We start from the raw sequence: 17,853 nt of genomic DNA, 5'->3' as shown, positions 1-17,853 counted from the left end.
TCCGCGACTCAACGCGGTGGGTCGAGCACGTTGCGGATGTGGGTGGCAATGTGCAGATTGAGGCGCGTCTCGGCGACGCCCAGGTCGTGGCCGGTGATCTCGCCGATGCGCTGGAGGCGGTAGCGGACGGTGCTGCGGTGGATGAGGAGCATCTCGGAGGTCGCGTCGTAGCTGCAGCCGCTCTCCAGGTAGCGCGAGAGTGTCATCACCAGCTCGGTGTGGTGGTGGGCGTCGTAGTCCAGCAGCCGTCCCAGCCATACCCGGACGAAGCGGTCGGCTTCCCGCTCGCCTTCGCCGGTGCCGATCATGCGGCACAGGCCCAGCTCGTCGAAGCCGGTGCTGCCGTACGGGTCCTGGGAACGGCGGCGGACGGCGAGGGCACGGACGGCCTCGCCGTAGGAGTGCGGCAGATCGGCGAGGACGTCGCACTGGCCGCCGACCCCGATCGCGCCGGCGCCGGTACCGAGTTCGTCCGAGACGGCCCTGTACAGCTCGTCGCCCGGATCACGCCGGTCCTCACCGGCCACCAGGACGACCGTGCTCGCGCCACGCGAGCCGACGAGCACGTCCCGGCGCAGCCGCTCGGCCGCCCGCGCCACCGCGTCGCCGAGCGCGGCGCCCTCGGCCGCCCCGAGCCACTCCAGCACGGCGACTCTGTGCTGCCGGTGCAGGTCGTGACCCAGGGCTGCTGCCTGGGTGAAGGCGTCCTCGGTCCACTCACCCGAGACCAGCCGGTCGACCAGGTCGCGGCGCAGCCGGGGCTCCAGCTCGGCCAGCCTGCGCTCGTGGGAGAGCAGGGGAGCCAGCACCAGAGCGGCCTGTTCGAGCGCCGAGGTGTCCGCTTCCGCCGCCCGCTGGTCCGGATCAACCAGCGCGACGACACCGAGCAGATCTCCCGCCATCGCTACGGGCATGACCAGCCGGTCCCGGTCCCGGACGGCGCCGGGCCGGCGCCGCGCGCGGTGCATCAGGGCGTCCCGGCGCCGGTTCTCCGGCTCGGGGCGCATTCCGCTGCCGGCTCCGCTCCGGGGGTCGCCCCCTCGGGGACCCGCCCATGCCCGCGGGTTGCCGAAGCGGTCCTCGGTGAGGGCCGCGAATCCCGTGTGTTCGTGCAGGGTCTGGAGGATTCCCGCCTCGCCCCTGCCGGAGACGGCGGCGCGGGAGAGCGCGTCGTGGGTGGCGAGCCGCGAGGCCAGGGCGGCGGCGGTTCTGTCGCCGAGGCCGGCGGTGGGTGAGCCGTCCTCGGGCTCCGGCAGGTTCCCGGTGTCGGACAGGTCCCCGGTCCCCGGCACGTCCTGCGACCCGCCGGCCGGTGGGCCCCGGCGTCCGGTGAGGCGCGCGAGGACCATCCCGGTCTGCTGCGCGAGCAGATCGGTCAGGGCGGTCTCCTCGGCCGAGGGTGTGGTCAGGGATCGGACGACGAGATAGCCGAGGCAGATTTCCCGGTACCGCAGCGCGATGGCCCGTGCCCACGGCCCGCCCGGCTCGTGAAGGTTCTGGCTGCGGCCGTCCAGAGCGCCGATCCGCCGGTCGAGCCGCTCGGCGTCCACGGCTTCGGCCGCTGCTTCAGCGGGAGCCTTGCCGTCGGGATCCACCGCCGGCTCCCGCGCCGCCGCGCTCCCGGGCCTGGCGACGGTGGAGGCCGTCGCCGGGCGCGGTGGGCAGCGCCGCGCCAGACCGTGGTGCACGGCATACGCCGCCTCGGCGGTGAACGGGCCCACGGCGGCGATCGCCGCCATGGCCCCCCACAGCACCTCGCGCTCGTCGTCGCCGTCGAGCATGACCGTCACCAGCCGTAGCAGTGCGTGCCGCGCGGCCCCCAGGTGCGGATTGGAGTGGAGGGGCCGGGCGGTCGGAAACGGAACAGCGTCCATCGCGGGTCCATTCGCGGCTCGACAGCGGCTTCGCACTGTCGACGCTACGCCGCTCGGCACGGGGGCTCACCTGCGAGCTGTGCCGGATCCCCGTCCTCGCGGACTGAAAGGACGGCGCAGTTTGGTCACGCCAGGGCCAGGAAGCGCGCCGCGTACCGCGCGAGGCTGCACAAGGGTGCGGTGGGCGCGGCGTCGTATGCCTGGCAGCCCGCCGATCGGTCCCGTGTCCCGGCGGAGGAGATTCCCATGGCGAAGGCAGTAGGCATCGATCTCGGTACCACCAACTCGGTCATCGCGGTCTGGGAGGGCGGTGAGCCCTCTGTCGTCCCGAATGCCGAGGGGGCCAGGACGACCCCGTCGGTGGTCGGCTTCTCCGATGACGGCGAGCGGCTGGTGGGACAGCTCGCGCGCCGACAGTCGATCCTCAACCCCAAAGGCACCATCACCTCGGCGAAGCGGTTCATCGGGCGCCGCTACGACGAGATCTCCGACGAGGCCAAGGCGGTCTCCTTCGACGTGGTCGAGGGGCCCGGCGGGGTGGCCCGCTTCGAGGTGAGAGGCAAGCAGTACGCGCCGGAGGAGATCAGTGCGCAGGTGCTGCGGAAGCTGGCCGACGACGCCGGCAAGTCCCTCGGCGAGAAGGTGACCGAGGCGGTCATCACCGTACCGGCGTACTTCAACGACGCCCAGCGCCAGGCCACCAAGGACGCCGGAAGGATAGCCGGTCTCGAAGTCCTGCGGATCATCAACGAGCCGACCGCCGCGGCGCTGGCCTACGGGCTGGACAAGAAGGGCCACGAGACGGTCATGGTCTTCGACCTCGGCGGCGGCACCTTCGACGTCAGCCTGCTGGACGTCGGCGACGGAGTGGTGGAGGTCCGCGCCACGGCAGGCGACTCCCACCTGGGCGGCGACGACTTCGACCGCCGGCTGGTGGACCACCTGGCGGACGGCTTCCAGCAGGCCGAGGGCATCGACCTGCGCAAGGACCCGCAGGCGCTGCAACGCCTGTTCGAGGCGGCCGAGAAGGCGAAGACCGAGCTGAGCTCGGTCAGCCAGACCCAGGTGAGCCTGCCGTTCATCACGGCGGACGCCTCCGGGCCGAAGCACCTCACCGAGACGGTCCGCCGCTCCACCTTCGAGCAGATCACCTCGGACCTGGTGGAGCGCTGCCTGGAACCGGTCCGGACGGCGATGAGCGACGCCAAGGTCACCGACAACGACATCGACGAGGTCATCCTCGTCGGCGGCTCGACCCGTATGCCGGCCGTGCAGAACCTGGTCCGTCGGCTGACCGGCGGCAAGGACCCGAACATGAGCGTGAACCCCGACGAGGTCGTGGCGCTGGGCGCCGCCGTCCAGGCCGGAGTGCTCAAGGGCGAGGTCAAGGACGTCCTGCTGCTGGACGTCACCCCGCTCTCGCTGGGCGTCGAGACGGCCGGCGGCGTGATGACCAAGATCATCGAACGGAACACCACCATCCCCGCCCGCCGCTCCGAGACCTTCTCCACGGCTGAGGACAACCAGCCGGCCGTGGACATCGTCGTGCTCCAGGGCGAGCGCGAACTGGCCGCCGACAACCGGGTGCTGGGCCGCTTCCGGCTGGAGAACCTGCGGCCGGCCCGGCGCGGGGAGACCCAGATCGAGGTCACCTTCGACATCGACGCCAACGGCATCCTCAAGGTCAGCGCCAAGGACCGGGACACCGGCGCCGAGCAGTCGATCACCATCAGCGAAGGCTCCAACCTCGACCCGTCCGAGGTCGAGCGGATGATCAACGAGGCCGAGAGCAACCGCACCAGCGACTTGGCCCTGCGCGAGGCCATCGACGCCCGCAACGAGCTCGACACCTCCGCGTACCAGGTGGAGCGCCGGCTGGACGACCTCGGCGACGCCGCACCGGAGCACGAACGGGCCCGCGCGCGACTGCTGATCGACGAGGCGCGTACCGCCGTCAAGGAGGAGGCCCCGGCGGACCGGGCCCGGAGCCTGACCTCGGAACTCCAGCAGATCCACGCGGCGCTGGCCGCCCACCCCACCGGACCGGCGGGCGCCCAGCCCGGCGCGGCGCCCGGCCAGGGCGCCCAGAGCCGATCCGCGGGGGGCGACGACGACGTCATCGACGCCGATTTCGACAAGAGCTGAAGGCGGCGACATGTCGGATCAGGAACAGATGCGTCCCGCCGAGGACCGCCCCCCGCCCGAGCAGACCTCGCCCGAGCGGACGCCCCCACTGCAGACGCCCCCGCCTGCCCCCGAAGCCGGGGAACAGGCGCCGGGACCCCGCAGCCCGGAGGTAGCGGAGCTGGAGGATCGGTGGCGGCGAGCCCTCGCCGACCTCGACAACCTCCGCAAGCGCTACGCCCGTGAGCTCCCCCGGGAACGGGAGGCCGAGCGGGCCAGGGTGGCCGCGGCCTTCCTCCCGGTCGTCGACAACCTCGAACTGGCCCTCGCCCACGCGGGCGCCGACGACCACGGCGCGATCGTCAGCGGGGTGCGGGCGGTCCGCGACCAGGCCGTCGAGGTGCTGCGAAGCCTCGGCTACCCCCGCTACGAGGAGACCGGCGTCCCCTTCCAGCCCGAGCAGCACGAGGTGGTCTCCGTGGTGGATGCACCGGACACCGCTGCGGGCACCGTCGTCCAGGTGCTGCGGCCCGGCTACGGCGAACCCGGCCGCCAGCTGCGGCCGGCCGCGGTAGTGGTCACCCGCAAGCAGGATTGAGGCCGCCATGGCACGCGACTACTACGAGCTGCTGGGCGTCCCGCGCACCGCCGACGCGGCCGAGATCCAGCAGGCGTTCCGCACCTTGGCCCGCCGCTACCACCCGGACATCAACCGCGATCCGGCTGCCGAGGAGCGCTTCAAACAGATCAACGAGGCGTACAGCGTGCTGTCCGACCCCGACACCCGGTCGCGCTACGACCGCTTCGGCCCGGACTTCCGGCAGATTCCGGAGGACTTCGACGAGCGTGTCGCGGCCGGCCAGGGCTTCGGCGGCGGAGCCGGCGCGTACCGCGGCAGTCCCTTCGGGCGGGGCCGAGGCGCCGACCGGGCGCGCGCACGGACCTGGACGGAGACCGACTTCGACACCTCCGGCGTGGACTTCGAGGACCTCTTCGGAGGCGTGTTCGGCGGCCGAGCCGGCCGCGCCGGGCGGGGCGGCCCGATCCCCGGCGCGGACCAAGAAGCCGAACTCGCCCTCAGCGTCGAAGACGCATACCGCGGCGGCCGGCGGAAGATCACCCTCGGCGGGCCCGGAGGGGAGCGCACCTACGACGTCACCGTTCCGGCCGGCGTCGTCGACGGACAGCGCATCCGACTCGCGGGGGAGGGCGGCCAGGGCCGCGGCCCGGGTTCCGCCGGGGACCTCTACCTGGTGGTCCGTATCGCTCCGCATCCCCGCTACCGGCTCGTCGGGCGCGACATCCACGTCGATCTGCCGGTCACCGCCTGGGAGGCCGCACTGGGTGCGATGGTGCCGGTCTCCGGTCCGGGCGGGACGGCCAAGGTGCACGTGCCGCCCGGGACCTCCACCGGCCGCCGGCTGCGGCTGCGCGGCGAGGGGATGCCGCATCCCAGGGGTTCCCCCGGTGACCTGTATGCCGAGATCAAGGTCATGGTGCCGCCCTCGCCCGGCCCGCGTGAGCGCGAGCTGTTCGAGGAACTGGCCGCAGTCTCCTCCTTCGACCCGAGGAAGCAGACATGAGAGCCGAACGCCGTTCTCCCGCCGCAGGCGCCGGACAGGCCGGCGCCAGGGCTGCCTATCCCCTGGTGCGGGTCTACCGGACCAGCCCCAGCCCCTATCGGCTCCCCATGGCCGACGTGGCCTCCCGCAGCGGCCTGCCGCCCGAACTCGTCAGCCGCTTCGTCGCCCTCGGCCTGGTGGACGCCGAGCGTGACGCCCGGGGCCGGATGTGGTTCCGGGGCGGCGCGCCATCGGCCATCGCCCGCGTTCAGCGGCTGCGGGCCGGACTGCACCTCAACTACGCGGCCATCGGCGTCGTCCTGGACCTGCTCGACCGCATCGAACGTCTGGAGACCGCACTGCGGCGCAGCGAACGAGCCGCCAAGGAGTCGACGACATGGACATGAACCGCCTCACCCAGAAGTCCCAGGAGGCACTGCAGGAAGCGCAGAGCGTCGCGGTACGGATGGGACAGGCCGAGGTCGACGGGGAGCACCTGCTGCTGGCCCTGCTCGATCAGCAGGACGGCCTGACGACCCGTCTACTGGCCGATTCCGGCGCCGACCCGGCCGCCCTGCGCGCCGCCGTCGAGGCCGATCTCGCCAAGCGCCCGCGCACGACCGGTCCGGGCGCCACCCCGGGCCAGGTGATGGTGACCCAGCGGCTGGCCCGGCTGCTGGACAGCGCGGAACAGGAGGCGAAGCGACTCAAGGACGAGTACGTCTCCACCGAGCACCTGGTGCTGGCCCTGGTGGACGAGGGACCGACCACCGCGGCCGGCCGTCGGCTCGGCGAACAGCGCGTGAGCAAGGACTCCTTCCTCGCCGCCCTCACCACGGTGCGCGGGAACCAGCGGGTCACCTCCGCCAATCCCGAGGAAGCGTACGAGGCCCTGGAGAAGTACGGCCGCGACCTGGTGGTGGAGGCGCGCGCCGGCCGCCTGGACCCGGTGATCGGCCGGGACGCGGAGATCCGCCGGGTCATCCAGATCCTCAGCCGCAAGACCAAGAACAACCCGGTGCTGATCGGCGAACCGGGCGTCGGCAAGACCGCCATCGTGGAGGGCCTGGCCCAGCGGATCGTGCGCGGCGACGTGCCCGAAGGGCTTCGGGACAAGACGGTGTTCTCGCTCGACATGGGATCGCTGGTGGCCGGAGCCAAATACCGCGGCGAGTTCGAGGAGCGCCTCAAGGCCGTTCTGTCCGAGGTCAAGGGCGCCGAGGGCCGCATCCTGCTGTTCGTGGACGAGCTGCACACCGTCGTCGGAGCCGGCGCGGCCGAGGGTGCCATGGACGCGGGCAACATGCTCAAACCGATGCTGGCCCGCGGTGAGCTGCACATGATCGGCGCCACCACCCTGGACGAGTACCGCAAGCACATCGAGTCCGACGCCGCGCTGGAGCGCCGCTTCCAGACCGTGCTGGTGGACGAGCCGACCGTCGAGGACGCGATCTCCATCCTGCGCGGCATCCGCGAGCGGCTGGAGGTCTTCCACGGCGTCAAGATCCAGGACGGCGCGCTGGTAGCCGCGGCCACCCTCAGCCACCGCTACATCAGCGACCGCTTCCTCCCGGACAAGGCCATCGACCTGGTCGACGAGGCCTGCGCGCGACTGCGCACCGAGATCGACTCCATGCCCGCCGAACTCGACGAACTCACCCGCCGGGCCACCCGGCTGGAGATCGAGGAGGCCGCGCTGGACCAGGAGACCGACCCGGCCAGCCGAGCCCGCCTGGAGGACCTGAGGCGTGAACTGGCCGACCTGCGGGGCGAGGTGGACGCCAAGCACGCCCAGTGGGAGGCCGAGCGCCAGGCCATCCGCAAGGTCCAGGAACTGCGCCAGGAACTGGAGCGCGCCCGGCAGGAAGCCGAACAGGCCGAACGTGCCTACGACCTCAACCGGGCCGCCCAACTACGCTACGGAACCATCAGCGAACTGGAGCGCCGCCTGGCCGCCGAGGAGGAGCAGCTCGCCGCCAAGCAGGGCGAGACCCGGTTGCTGCGCGAGGTGGTCACCGCCGAGGAGATCGCCGAGATCGTCTCCGCGTGGACCGGCATCCCCGTCACCCGGCTCCAGGAGGGCGAGCGGCAGAAGCTGCTCAAGCTGGACGAGATCCTGCGCGAGCGGGTGGTCGGGCAGGACGAGGCGGTCCAGCTCGTCGCCGACGCGGTGATCCGGGCCCGCTCCGGCGTGCGCGACCCGCGCCGGCCGATCGGCTCGTTCATCTTCCTCGGCCCCACCGGCGTCGGGAAGACCGAGCTGGCCAAGACGCTGGCCGCCGCACTGTTCGACAGCGAGACCAACATGATCCGGCTCGACATGAGCGAGTACCAGGAGCGGCACACCGTCAGCCGCCTGGTCGGCGCGCCCCCCGGCTACGTCGGCTACGAGGAAGGCGGCCAGCTCACCGAGGCGGTACGCCGCAAGCCGTACTCGGTCGTCCTGTTCGACGAGATCGAGAAGGCGCACGCCGACATCTTCAACACGCTGCTCCAGGTGCTGGACGACGGCCGGATCACCGATGCACAGGGTCGTACCGTCGACTTCCGCAACACCGTCGTCATCATGACCTCGAACCTCGGCTCCCAGTACCTGCTCCAGGACGCCACCCAGGCCGGCGAGATCAAGCCCGAGGTGCGGGCGCTGGTGATGACCGAACTCAGCAGCCATTTCCGCCCCGAATTCCTCAACCGGGTCGACGACATCGTCCTCTTCCACCCGCTCGGCGTCGCACAGATCGAGCGCATCGTCGATCTGCTCCTCGCCGAGCTGCGCGACCGCCTCGCCGAGCAGCGCATCACGCTCGTCCTCACCGAGCCGGGCCGCCGGCTGATCGCGAGCGAGGGCTACGACCCGGTCTACGGGGCCAGGCCGCTACGCCGCTTCATCTCCCACGAGGTCGAGACCAGGATCGGCCGCGCGTTGCTCAGCGGAGAGGCACGCGACGGCGTGACCATCCTGGTCGACGCCAGGGACGACGAACTGACCGTCACCCTCCAGGACGAGCCGCAGGATCCGTGATGAGCGCTTCTCCCCAAGGCCGCCCCGACCGCGACGGCCGTGACGACACCGCCGACGGCGCCGAGACCTCGGTGCGGACGGTCGCCTGCCCCAGCTGCGGCCGGACCAATCGCGTACCCGCCGCGGCGCAGGGCAGCCCGCGCTGCGGGAACTGCCGGGCTGCGCTGCCGTGGATCGCCGAAGCGGGCGACGCCGACTTCGGGGAGGTCGCCGAGCAGGCGAGCCTGCCGGTGCTCGTCGACCTCTGGGCCACCTGGTGCGGTCCCTGCCGCATGGTGAGCCCGGCCCTCGAACAGGTCGCCAAGGACCTGGCCGGCCGGATCAAGCTGGTGAAGGTCGACATCGACACGTCGCCCGCCCTGGCCCGTCGGTTCGAGGTCCAAGCCGTACCCACCCTGCTGATCCTCGACCACGGCAGGCCCATCGCCCGCCAGACCGGCGCCGCGCCCGCGAACGCGCTGCGCCGATGGGTGGACGAGTCGCTGTCGACGTCGCACGGACCGGCCGATCCCGCCTCCCGGAGGCCGTGATGACCACGCTTCCTCCAGCCTGCCGCTTCCGCACATGCTTCCGCTGCTGTCCTCCACCGCTGCTTTCCACCTCGGCCGCTGTTTCCGACGAAGGGAGTGAACCGTGTCGATGCCGACTCCGACGGCCGACGTCCACGGCGCCTACCCGCAGCTGACGGACGACCAGATAGCGATCCTGAGACCGTGCGGACAGGTACGGCAAGTCCGCGAGGGGGAACAGCTCTTCCGGGCGGGCGAACCCAGCGAGGAGTTCTTCGTCGTCCTCAGCGGCACGGTGGCCGTGGTCGAAGGCCAGGACGACCCACAGCACGTCATCCAGTTGCACGGTCCGCACAGTTTCCTCGGCGAACTCGGCGTACTGGAGGGCCAGACCGCCTTCGTCAGCGCAGTGGTGAACAGACCCGGCGAGGTGCTGACGGTGGGTTCGGCCGCTCTGCGCGACCTGCTCAGCCGCGAACCCGCGCTCGGCGACGTGATCCTGCGGGCGTACCTGCTGCGCCGCACGATGCTGGCCGGCACGGGGACGGGCTTCCGTATCATCGGCTCCGCCTTCTCCCCCGACACCCGGCGGCTGCTGGAGTTCGCCGCCCGCAACCGCCTCCCTCACCGCTGGGCGGATGTGGAGAAGGACACCCACGCCGAGGCGCTGCTGACGCGTCTTGGGATCGCTCCGGAGGAGACCCCGATCGTTGTGTGGCACGACTACCGGGTGCTGCGCAACCCCTCCAACGTCGAACTCGCCCAGGTGATCGGGCTGCGGACCGGAACCGCCGCGAAGGCCGTCTGCGACCTGCTCGTGGTCGGCGCCGGCCCTGGGGGCCTGGCCGCCGCGGTGTACGGCGCCTCCGAGGGGCTCTCCACCGTCGTCCTGGACGCGGTGGCGACCGGCGGCCAGGCCGGTACGTCCTCCCGGATCGAGAACTACCTCGGTTTCCCTGCCGGGATCTCCGGCATGGAGCTCGCCGAACGCGCCGTCGTACAGGCCACCCGGTTCGGCGCCCGGATCGACGTCCCCGCCGAGGCCGCCGGACTCGAACAGCGCGACGGGGCCAACGTGGTGCGGCTCACCGAGGGCGGCACGGTCGCCGCCCACAGCGTGGTGGTGGCCACCGGCGCTCGCTACCGGCGACTGACCGTCCCCGGCGTCGAACGGTTCGAGGGGCTCGGGGTCCACTACGCCGCCACCCTGTGGGAGGCACGGACCTGCCGCCTTGACGCGGTGGCCGTTGTCGGCGGCGGCAACTCCGCCGGCCAGGCAGCCCTGTTCATGGCGCGCGAGTCGCCCGCTGTCCATCTGCTGGTCCGCGGCGAAGACCTGGGCCACAGCATGTCCCGCTATCTGATCGACCGGATCGAGCGGCACCCCCGGATCCATGTCCGACTGCATACCGAGGTCCAAGAAGTCACCGGCGAGGACCGGGTCGAAGCCCTCGTCGTCCAGGACAACCGCACCCGCGAGCAGCAGGTGCTGGCGGCCCGCGCCCTGTTCGTCTTCATCGGCGCGCGCCCCGCCACCGCCTGGCTCGCAGCCGCCGTCACCCTGGACAGGCGCGGCTTCATTCCGACCGGGCAGCATGTGGACCAGGTGGCAGCGGACCTCTGGAAGCCCCTGGCCCGCGCCCCACTCGCCCTGGAGACCGGCCTGCCGGGGGTCTTCGCCGTCGGCGACGTCCGCAGCGGCTCGGTCAAGCGGGTGGCCTCCGCAGTCGGCGAGGGCGCCATGGCCGTCCGCCTGGCGCACGAGCACCTCGGGGAGGTGAGACCACCCGCCACTCCATGACCTCAGCCCGTCCATCGACGCGAGAAGGTGAAATGCCATGCCCGTCATGGGTGTTTCCAAGTTCGAGCGCTTCTTCCGCGCTGCCGCCGGCCTCGACGTCAACAAGAACGACCTCAAGCGCTACAACGACTTCCTGGACGCCAAGCTCTACGACCTCTTCCTCATCGGCACGGCCAACGCCAAGGCCAACGAGCGGGACATCATCGAGCCGCAGGACCTCCCCGTCACCAAAGGCCTGCAGGAGAGCATCCACGCCTTCAGGAAGCTGGAGGAGGGCATAGAACTGCGCCCGCTGCTCGACCAGCTCGCAGCCCGCCCCGCCCTCGGCATGGAGGCCGCCGAGGACACCCAGCAGCGGCTGCCCGACCTGGCCGGCGGCCTCAGCGTCGCCCTCGCCCGCGCCCTCAAAACCATCGCCCGCGACACCCGCCGCCCCTCCACGGACCAGTGGGACGAGGCCTTCGAGCTCTTCGACCTGCTGATCTGAGCGGGACATCCACCGGGCCGGAAGTTCCGCCGGTTCGGCCGGGGTCGATCTTTCGGGGTCGATCGTCCGGGGGCGGTGTCCGGTAACAGCAGTACGCCGCGCCCTCGACTGTCGGCGATCGGCGCCCGGGTGAGGTCGAGCGCGGGAACTGGGCCGGGGCATCCGGTTCGTGCCGATCATCGCCTGATCGGCGAACCGTGAGCCCACTCCTGATCGCCTCGATCAGGAGTGGGCCGTCGGCGTCTGCGCCGCCGTCACGGCAGGGCCACTACCCGGCAGTGGGTCTCAACGCCGGTGCAGGGCAAGGCGGGTGGCCAGGCCGCCGCCGACGCCGGCCAGGATGGCCAGCGGCAGCCACCACGCGGGCCAGGGCAGTAGACCCAGCGGGGCGTCGAGCGACCAGTCGCCGGGCCCCGTTGCGGACAGCGCGGCACCGATCGCGACCAGCACGAGCGGGTACTCGTAGCCGTCGTTCTGCACCCATAGCCCGTGCGGGCGCTTGACGGTCAGCGCGACCGTCATCACACCCATCGCCCCCGCGGCGGCCAGCGGCGTGAGCAGGCCGGCCGCGAGCAGCAGACCGGCCCCGATCTGGCTGCCCCCAGCGGTGAGCGCCGTGAACACCCCGCCACGGAAGCCGTCCTGACGGAACTCCGCGGTGCCGCCGGCCAGCCCCCGACCGCCCAGGTGGAAGCTGACCTTCTGCACACCATGACCCGCGACCAGCAGACCGGCGACCAGTCGGAGCAGGAGGAGACCTGTGTTCACCGGTGAACTCTCTTTCTCGGGTGCCTGGTTGCCGGTTCAGCCGGCCGCATGCTCGTTGATCATGGTCTGCGCGTAGACGACGCCCAGGCCGTAGGCCCCGGCGTGCTCCTTGACCACGTCCATGACCGGCAGGTACGTCTCGGTGCGGGCCCAGTCGCGCTGCAGTTCCAGCAGCACCTGCACCCAGGTCACCGGCACCGCACCGGCCGCCGTCATCCGCTGCACGGCGTGCTCGTGGGCCAGCGGGCTGACCCCGCCCGAGGCGTCCGAGACCACGTACACCTCGTAGCCCTGGTCCAGCGCCGACAGGGCAGGCAGCACCAGGCAGACCTCGGTCCACAGGCCGGAAAGGATGATCTTGCTGCGCCCGGTGGCCTTGACCGCCTCGACCAGGGCCGCGTCCTCCCAGGCGTTCATCGAGGTCCGGTCGACCACCTCGTGGTCGGGGAAGACCGCCTTCAGCTGCGGCAGGATCGGGCCGGAGAAGGACTCGGCGGCCACCGTGGACAGCACCACCGGGACGTCGAAGACGCGTGCGGCCTTGGCCAGGCCGACGGTGGCGTTGATGATCGCCGAGCGGTCGCCGCTGCCGGTGCCGAAGAACATCTGCGGCTGGTGATCGACGAAGAGCATCATCGAGTTGTCCGGCGTCAGCAGGTCCGAGCTGGGGGCGGCGTGCACGTAGTCGAAGTCGACCATGGCTGTACTCACTTTCGGATGGGGGTATGGCGCAGGGACGTCGGCGCGGACGTCGCAGGGCTTGGGAGGCTCGGAACCCGAGCGGTGCCGCGGACACGACGGCACAGCCACGACGCTATCCGCGACGCTCGAACATCTCTTCTCCCACTGTGCCCAAGGCTGTTCCCGCACTGCACTCGGCTCCCCTGCACCACCGGTCCCAGCGCTGCTCGCGGTGTCACTGCCCGCACAGGTCAGAGCCGGTGCGTGCAGAGAGAAGTCGCAGCTCGACGCCTCCCTAGATTGAGTCGTGCCAGAGCTCAACGAGCTGTGCGGCTTGCGCTGTTCAGCCTGAACGACAAGGACTGCCCCATGCCCTTCCTCACGGTCGGCGAAGAGAACTCCCACCCCGTCAACCTGTATTTCGAGGATCACGGCTCCGGTCGGCCCGTCGTGCTCATCCACGGCTGGCCGCTGAACGGGGCGTCCTGGGAGAAGCAGGTGGCCGCGCTGCTCGCCGCCGGCAACCGGGTGATCACCTACGACCGCCGCGGGTTCGGTGCCTCCGACAAGCCGGCCTCCGGCTACGACTACGACACCTTCGCGGGTGATCTCGATGCCGTACTGACCCACCTCGACCTGCGGGACGTCGTCCTGGTCGGCTTCTCCATGGGCACCGGAGAGGTCACCCGCTACCTCGGCGCCTACGGATCCGAGCGCGTCGCCAAGGCGGTCATGCTGGGCGTCGTCCCGCCGTTCCTGCTGAAGACCGACGACAACCCCGACGGCGTGGACGGCATCGTCTTCGAGGAGATCCAGGGCGCCATCCGCGCCGACCGCCCGGCCTTCCTCGCGGGCTTCCTCGCCGACTTCTACAACGTGGACGTGCTCGGCGGCGAGCGGGTGAGCGACCAGGTGGTGCAGTACAGCTGGAACGTCGGCGTCGCCGCGTCCGCCAAGGCCACCCTGGACTGCGTCCCGGCCTGGCTCACCGACTTCCGCGCCGACCTGCCCAGGATCGACGTCCCCGTACTGATCATCCACGGCGACGCGGACCGCACCCTGCCGCTGCGCTCGACCGCGATCCCGCTCTCCCGGAGCATCGCGGGCGCCCGCCTGGTGGTACTGGAGGGCGCCCCCCACGGGCTGATCTGGACACACGCCGACGAGGTCAACAAGGAACTCCTCGCCTTCATCGGCGACTGACCGGTCGGCCATTCGAGAGCGAGAACCCATGTCGAGCATGCCTGTGGCCGGGCTCCGCCCCGGCCACCCCGACCACGCCGCCGACCTGGTGGTACGCAACGCCAAGGTGTACACCGGCGACCCGCTGCGCCCACGGGCGAGCGCGGTCGCGATCCGCGCCGGTCTGATCACCGCCGTCGGGAACGACGCCGACGTCATACCCCGGATCGGCCCCGGGACCCGGGTGGTCGACGCGCTCGGGCGACGCGCCGTCCCCGGCCTCAACGACTCGCACCTGCACGTCATCCGGGGCGGTCTCAACTACGTGCTGGAGCTGCGCTGGGACGGCGTGCCGACGCTGCGGCAGGCGCTGGCCATGCTCCGGTCCCAGGCCGAGCGCACCCCGCCGGGCCAGTGGGTGCGGGTGGTCGGCGGCTGGTCCGCCGACCAGTTCGCCGAGCGCCGACTGCCCACCCTGGCCGAGCTGAACGCCGCCGCACCCGACACCCCGGTCTTCGTCCTGCACCTGTACCAGTCGGCGCTGATGAACCGGGCGGCACTGCGGGCCGCCGGGTTCGACCGCAACACCCCCGACCCGGCGGGCGGCCAGATCGTCCGCGGCCACGACGGGCGGCCGACCGGCATGCTGCTCGCCGCCCCCGGCGCCCTGCTGCTGTACTCCACACTGGCCAAGGCGCCGACCTTGGACGAGGCCGAGAAGGCCGCGTCCACCCGGCACTTCCTGCGTGAGCTCAACCGCTTCGGGCTCACCTCGGCGATCGACGCGGCCGGCGGCTTCCAGAGCTTCCCGGAGAACTACGGCACCGTCATGCAGCTTGCGCAGCAGGGCGAGTTGACGCTGCGGATCGCCTACCACCTCTTCCCGCAGACCGCCGGACAGGAGCTGGACGACCTGGCCCGCTGGGTGGCCACCGTCCGCCCCGGCGACGGGGACGCATGGCTGCGCCTCAACGGCGCCGGGGAGAACCTCACCTGGGCGGCGGCGGACTTCGAGAACTTCACCGAGCCGCGCCCCGAACTCGGCCCGTACGAGGCCGGGTTCGAGCAGGCCGTGCGGCTGCTGATGGAGCACGGCTGGGGATTTCGACTGCACGCCAGCTACGACGAGACGATCCGCCGCGACCTGGCGGTCTTCGAGAAGCTCGCCGCCGAGGGCCTCTTCCCGGACGGGAACCGGTGGCTCTTCGACCATGCCGAGACGGTCTCCCCCGCGAGCCTGGACCGGATCGCCGCGCTCGGCGGCGCCGTCTCGGTGCAGAACCGGATGTCCTTCCAGGGCGAGGCGTTCGTGCGCCGCTACGGCGCCGCGGCGGCGGCCGAGGCGCCGCCGGTGCGGGCGATGCTGGAACGCGGGCTCACGGTCGGCGCGGGCACCGACGCGACTCGGGTCTCCTCCTACAACCCGTGGGTGGCGCTGCACTGGCTGGTCTCCGGGCGCGCCGTCAGCGGACGCACGCTGCGACCGGCGGCCGGCCGGCTCAGCCGCGAGGAGGCGCTGGAGCTCTACACCCTGGGCGGCGCCCGCCTCACCGGCGAGCAGAACGTCAAGGGCCGTCTGCGGGTCGGCTGTTACGCCGACCTCGCAGTGCTCAGCGCCGACTACCTGACGGTGGAGGAGGCCGACATCGCGCACATCGAGTCCGTCCTCACCGTGGTCGGTGGCCGCATCGTGCACAGCGCGCAGGAGCACGAGGGCATCGCCCCCGAGCTGCCGGCCGTGGTCCCGCTGTGGAGCCCGGTGGCGCGCTTCGGCGGCTACCAGGCCACCCCCGCGCCCAGCCTGACCGGCGTCCGGCAGGCCGGGCTGGTGGTCGAGGCGGCGGCCGCCTCCGACGAGCAGCGCGACTGGCGGCAGGCGCGCGGGCAACTGCTTCCAGGGCGGAGCGGGCCGGCTCTCGACGATCCGTGCTTCTTCTGAGCCGCCCTCGAATCCGCCGTGCGCCGCCGGGCACTGTGCCCGGCGGCGCACGGCGCCATCAGCCGTCACCGCCGACCACCTTGAAGGGAAGCTTTGTTGACCCCCACCCAGGCAGAGAGCACCATGAGCACCGCCCAGATCCGCGACCGCCATCCGCTGGCCCTGGCCCTGTTCGCGCTGACCGCGGTGAGCGGCCTGATCGATGCCGTGAGCTACCTGGGTCTCGGCCACGTGTTCACCGCGAACATGACCGGGAACGTGGTGGTGATCGCGTTCGCCCTGGTGGGCACGCCCGGCTTCTCCGTCGCGGGCTCGCTGACCTCGCTCGCGGCCTTCCTGCTGGGCTCGGTGCTGGCCGGCCGCCTGGCGCTCAGGCACCCCGACGCCCGCCGGGTGCGCTGGCTGCGCGCCGCGCTGCTGGCCGAGACGGCGCTGCAAGGCGCGGCGACCGCCGTCGCGTTCACCTCCAGCGGCGGGCGGGCGCGCGAGGAGGCGCTGATCGCGCTGCTGGCCGTCGCCATGGGCCTGCGCAACGGCACCGTCCGCAAGTTGGGTGTGCCGGACCTGACGACGACGGTGCTCACCCTCACCCTGACCGGCCTGGCCGCGGACTCCTCACTGGCCGGCGGCGACAACCCCCGGCTGGGCCGACGCCTCTACGCCGTCCTGGCGATGCTCGCAGGCGCCGCGCCGGGCGCCGCGCTCGTCATCCACGGACACCTCGCGTGGACCCTGCTGGCCAGCACGGTCCTGGTCGCCGCGATCACGGTCGGCTACCGCGAGCGCGACTGAGCTGTGTGTTCCGTGCGTGCACACCGTCCTGCCGATGCAGGACCGCACCCGGGCTGTTCACTGTCGACACCAGGCCGTGCACGGTCGGTCAACACGCGCCCGCCCGCTGGTCCTACCGTTCGGTGACGGACTCGACCGTCCCCCAGCCCCAGGAGGAACCTCCCCATGCCCGTCCGCCTGTCCCTGCGCCTGCTGACCGCGGTCACCGCCGTGACCGCGCTGGCCTTCGCCACCGCACCGTCAGCCCCTGCGGCGTCCGCCACGGGACGCCCCGGCATCGCCGTCGGCCCCCAGTACGACTCGACACACGTCTATGTGGCACCCGGCACGATGGACTCGTTCATCAGCAGCTGGGAGTCGACCTTCGGCGGCACCAACACCACGCAGGTCCTCGCCGACGTCACCCCGACACCGAGCCTGACCAAGTCCGAACTCGTCCTCTCCCCGGTCGGCACGCTGTCCGTCTTCGACTACCAGACGCCCGTCCCCTACCCGTTCGGCGTCGAGCGCACCGGCTGGCTCGTCACGGACCTGGACCGCGGTGTCCACAAGGCCGAGGCGGACGGGGCGGTCACGGTCGTCACGCCGTTCGCCGACCCGATCGGCCGCGACGCGATCGTGCAGTTCCCCGGCGGCATCGACGCACAGCTGTACTGGCACACCAAGGCGCCCTCGTATCCGGCGCTGGCGTCCGTCCCGGAGAACCGGCTGTACCTGCCGAGCGGCGCGGCGGCCTCCTTCCTGCACAGCTATCTGGCCTTCACCGGCGGCACGGTGGTCTCCGACGACCGGCACGCACCCGGCGCCGAACTCGGCCTGCCCGGCACCACCTACCGACGGATCCGGATCAGCTCGCCGTTCGGCGACACCTCGGTCGCGGTCACCGACGGGCACCTGCCCTACCCCTTCGGACGCGAGAGCACCGGCTACGCCGTGAACGACCTCACCGCGACCCTCGCCAAGGCCCGGTCCGCCGGCGCGACCGTGCTGTGGGGGCCGTCCGCCTCCGCCGGGCGCGACAGCGCGATGGTGCAGTTCCCCGGTGGCTACATCGCCGAGATCCACGACGCCGGCCCCCGGTCGTGACCGGTTCGGGACGGCGCGCCCAGCCA

At 71.8% G+C, this 17,853-nt stretch carries 15 protein-coding genes; 12 read left to right on the top strand and 3 right to left on the bottom strand.

Translation table 11 applies throughout. From position 1 onward, the window contains the following. Positions 1-8 precede the first annotated feature (8 nt). Positions 9-1,874, bottom strand: coding sequence for a PucR family transcriptional regulator (locus OG500_RS34390; RefSeq protein ID WP_329586009.1), 1,866 nt, complete (start codon positions 1,872-1,874; stop codon positions 9-11). Between the two features lie 246 nt (positions 1,875-2,120). Here OG500_RS34390 and dnaK point away from each other — a divergent pair, with 246 nt between their 5' ends. The 8 genes from dnaK (at position 2,121) to OG500_RS34350 (ending at position 11,379) form a co-directional block, all read left to right on the top strand. Further along, on the top strand, positions 2,121-4,019 hold the full coding sequence (gene dnaK / locus OG500_RS34385) for a molecular chaperone DnaK (RefSeq protein ID WP_329586005.1): 1,899 nt from the start codon (positions 2,121-2,123) through the stop codon (positions 4,017-4,019). Between the two features lie 10 nt (positions 4,020-4,029). Further along, positions 4,030-4,596 carry a nucleotide exchange factor GrpE gene (locus tag OG500_RS34380; RefSeq protein ID WP_327070757.1) on the top strand — a complete coding sequence of 189 codons (567 nt, stop codon included), beginning with the start codon at positions 4,030-4,032 and terminating at the stop codon, positions 4,594-4,596. Positions 4,597-4,603: 7 nt separating this feature from the next. Continuing rightward, a complete protein-coding gene (locus tag OG500_RS34375; protein WP_329586003.1) occupies positions 4,604-5,581 on the top strand; it encodes a J domain-containing protein in 978 nt (325 codons plus the stop codon). Then, entirely contained in the window at positions 5,578-5,967 is a 390-nt protein-coding gene (locus OG500_RS34370) for a chaperone modulator CbpM (RefSeq protein WP_327070755.1), read from the top strand. Before OG500_RS34375 ends, OG500_RS34370 begins: the two co-directional genes overlap by 4 nt. Then, the gene (gene clpB / locus OG500_RS34365) at positions 5,958-8,582 is read left to right on the top strand and encodes an ATP-dependent chaperone ClpB (protein ID WP_329586001.1); all 2,625 of its coding nucleotides are present in this window, start codon (positions 5,958-5,960) and stop codon (positions 8,580-8,582) included. Before OG500_RS34370 ends, clpB begins: the two co-directional genes overlap by 10 nt. After that, positions 8,582-9,112 (top strand): thioredoxin, encoded by a 531-nt coding sequence (gene trxA / locus OG500_RS34360; protein ID WP_327070753.1) that lies wholly within the window; start codon positions 8,582-8,584, stop codon positions 9,110-9,112. The genes clpB and trxA overlap by 1 nt, the downstream gene beginning before the upstream one ends. A gap of 109 nt (positions 9,113-9,221) precedes the next feature. Next, on the top strand, positions 9,222-10,892 hold the full coding sequence (locus OG500_RS34355) for an FAD-dependent oxidoreductase (protein ID WP_442907102.1): 1,671 nt from the start codon (positions 9,222-9,224) through the stop codon (positions 10,890-10,892). Between the two features lie 46 nt (positions 10,893-10,938). Then, complete coding sequence (locus tag OG500_RS34350; protein ID WP_327070752.1) at positions 10,939-11,379, top strand: DUF1931 family protein; 441 nt, start codon at positions 10,939-10,941, stop codon at positions 11,377-11,379. A gap of 285 nt (positions 11,380-11,664) precedes the next feature. Here OG500_RS34350 and OG500_RS34345 read toward each other — a convergent pair whose 3' ends face one another. After that, entirely contained in the window at positions 11,665-12,147 is a 483-nt protein-coding gene (locus OG500_RS34345) for a DoxX family membrane protein (protein WP_327070751.1), read from the bottom strand. A 36-nt stretch (positions 12,148-12,183) separates the two neighbouring features. Then, positions 12,184-12,846, bottom strand: coding sequence for a hydrolase (locus tag OG500_RS34340; RefSeq protein ID WP_329587897.1), 663 nt, complete (start codon positions 12,844-12,846; stop codon positions 12,184-12,186). 351 nt (positions 12,847-13,197) lie between these two features. Between OG500_RS34340 and OG500_RS34335 the strand changes: the two genes are divergently transcribed. The 4 genes from OG500_RS34335 (at position 13,198) to OG500_RS34320 (ending at position 17,827) form a co-directional block, all read left to right on the top strand. After that, complete coding sequence (locus OG500_RS34335; protein WP_327070750.1) at positions 13,198-14,031, top strand: alpha/beta fold hydrolase; 834 nt, start codon at positions 13,198-13,200, stop codon at positions 14,029-14,031. 28 nt (positions 14,032-14,059) lie between these two features. Next, a complete protein-coding gene (locus OG500_RS34330; protein ID WP_327070749.1) occupies positions 14,060-15,949 on the top strand; it encodes an amidohydrolase in 1,890 nt (629 codons plus the stop codon). Positions 15,950-16,045: 96 nt separating this feature from the next. After that, on the top strand, positions 16,046-16,741 hold the full coding sequence (locus tag OG500_RS34325) for a YoaK family protein (protein ID WP_442907101.1): 696 nt from the start codon (positions 16,046-16,048) through the stop codon (positions 16,739-16,741). Positions 16,742-16,906: 165 nt separating this feature from the next. After that, positions 16,907-17,827 (top strand): glyoxalase, encoded by a 921-nt coding sequence (locus OG500_RS34320; RefSeq protein WP_327070748.1) that lies wholly within the window; start codon positions 16,907-16,909, stop codon positions 17,825-17,827. The last annotated feature ends 26 nt before the right edge of the window (positions 17,828-17,853 follow it).

This window comes from Kitasatospora sp. NBC_01250, assembly GCF_036226465.1.
Classification (GTDB): Bacteria; Actinomycetota; Actinomycetes; order Streptomycetales; family Streptomycetaceae; genus Kitasatospora.
The sequence above is the reverse complement of the archived record's forward strand: the minus strand, read 5'-3'. Positions and strand labels throughout refer to the sequence as shown.

Excerpts from the sequence above, each read along its gene's own strand:
- OG500_RS34390 (WP_329586009.1), bottom strand. The coding sequence starts at position 1,874 with ATGGACGCTGTTCCGTTTCCGACCGCCCGGCCCCTCCACTCCAATCCG.
- OG500_RS34320 (WP_327070748.1), top strand. The coding sequence starts at position 16,907 with ATGCCCGTCCGCCTGTCCCTGCGCCTGCTGACCGCGGTCACCGCCGTG.
- clpB (WP_329586001.1), top strand. The coding sequence starts at position 5,958 with ATGGACATGAACCGCCTCACCCAGAAGTCCCAGGAGGCACTGCAGGAA.
- OG500_RS34335 (WP_327070750.1), top strand. The coding sequence starts at position 13,198 with ATGCCCTTCCTCACGGTCGGCGAAGAGAACTCCCACCCCGTCAACCTG.
- OG500_RS34330 (WP_327070749.1), top strand. The coding sequence starts at position 14,060 with ATGTCGAGCATGCCTGTGGCCGGGCTCCGCCCCGGCCACCCCGACCAC.
- OG500_RS34370 (WP_327070755.1), top strand. The coding sequence starts at position 5,578 with ATGAGAGCCGAACGCCGTTCTCCCGCCGCAGGCGCCGGACAGGCCGGC.
- OG500_RS34340 (WP_329587897.1), bottom strand. The coding sequence starts at position 12,846 with ATGGTCGACTTCGACTACGTGCACGCCGCCCCCAGCTCGGACCTGCTG.
- OG500_RS34350 (WP_327070752.1), top strand. The coding sequence starts at position 10,939 with ATGGGTGTTTCCAAGTTCGAGCGCTTCTTCCGCGCTGCCGCCGGCCTC.
- OG500_RS34380 (WP_327070757.1), top strand. The coding sequence starts at position 4,030 with ATGTCGGATCAGGAACAGATGCGTCCCGCCGAGGACCGCCCCCCGCCC.
- dnaK (WP_329586005.1), top strand. The coding sequence starts at position 2,121 with ATGGCGAAGGCAGTAGGCATCGATCTCGGTACCACCAACTCGGTCATC.
- trxA (WP_327070753.1), top strand. The coding sequence starts at position 8,582 with ATGAGCGCTTCTCCCCAAGGCCGCCCCGACCGCGACGGCCGTGACGAC.
- OG500_RS34355 (WP_442907102.1), top strand. The coding sequence starts at position 9,222 with ATGCCGACTCCGACGGCCGACGTCCACGGCGCCTACCCGCAGCTGACG.
- OG500_RS34375 (WP_329586003.1), top strand. The coding sequence starts at position 4,604 with ATGGCACGCGACTACTACGAGCTGCTGGGCGTCCCGCGCACCGCCGAC.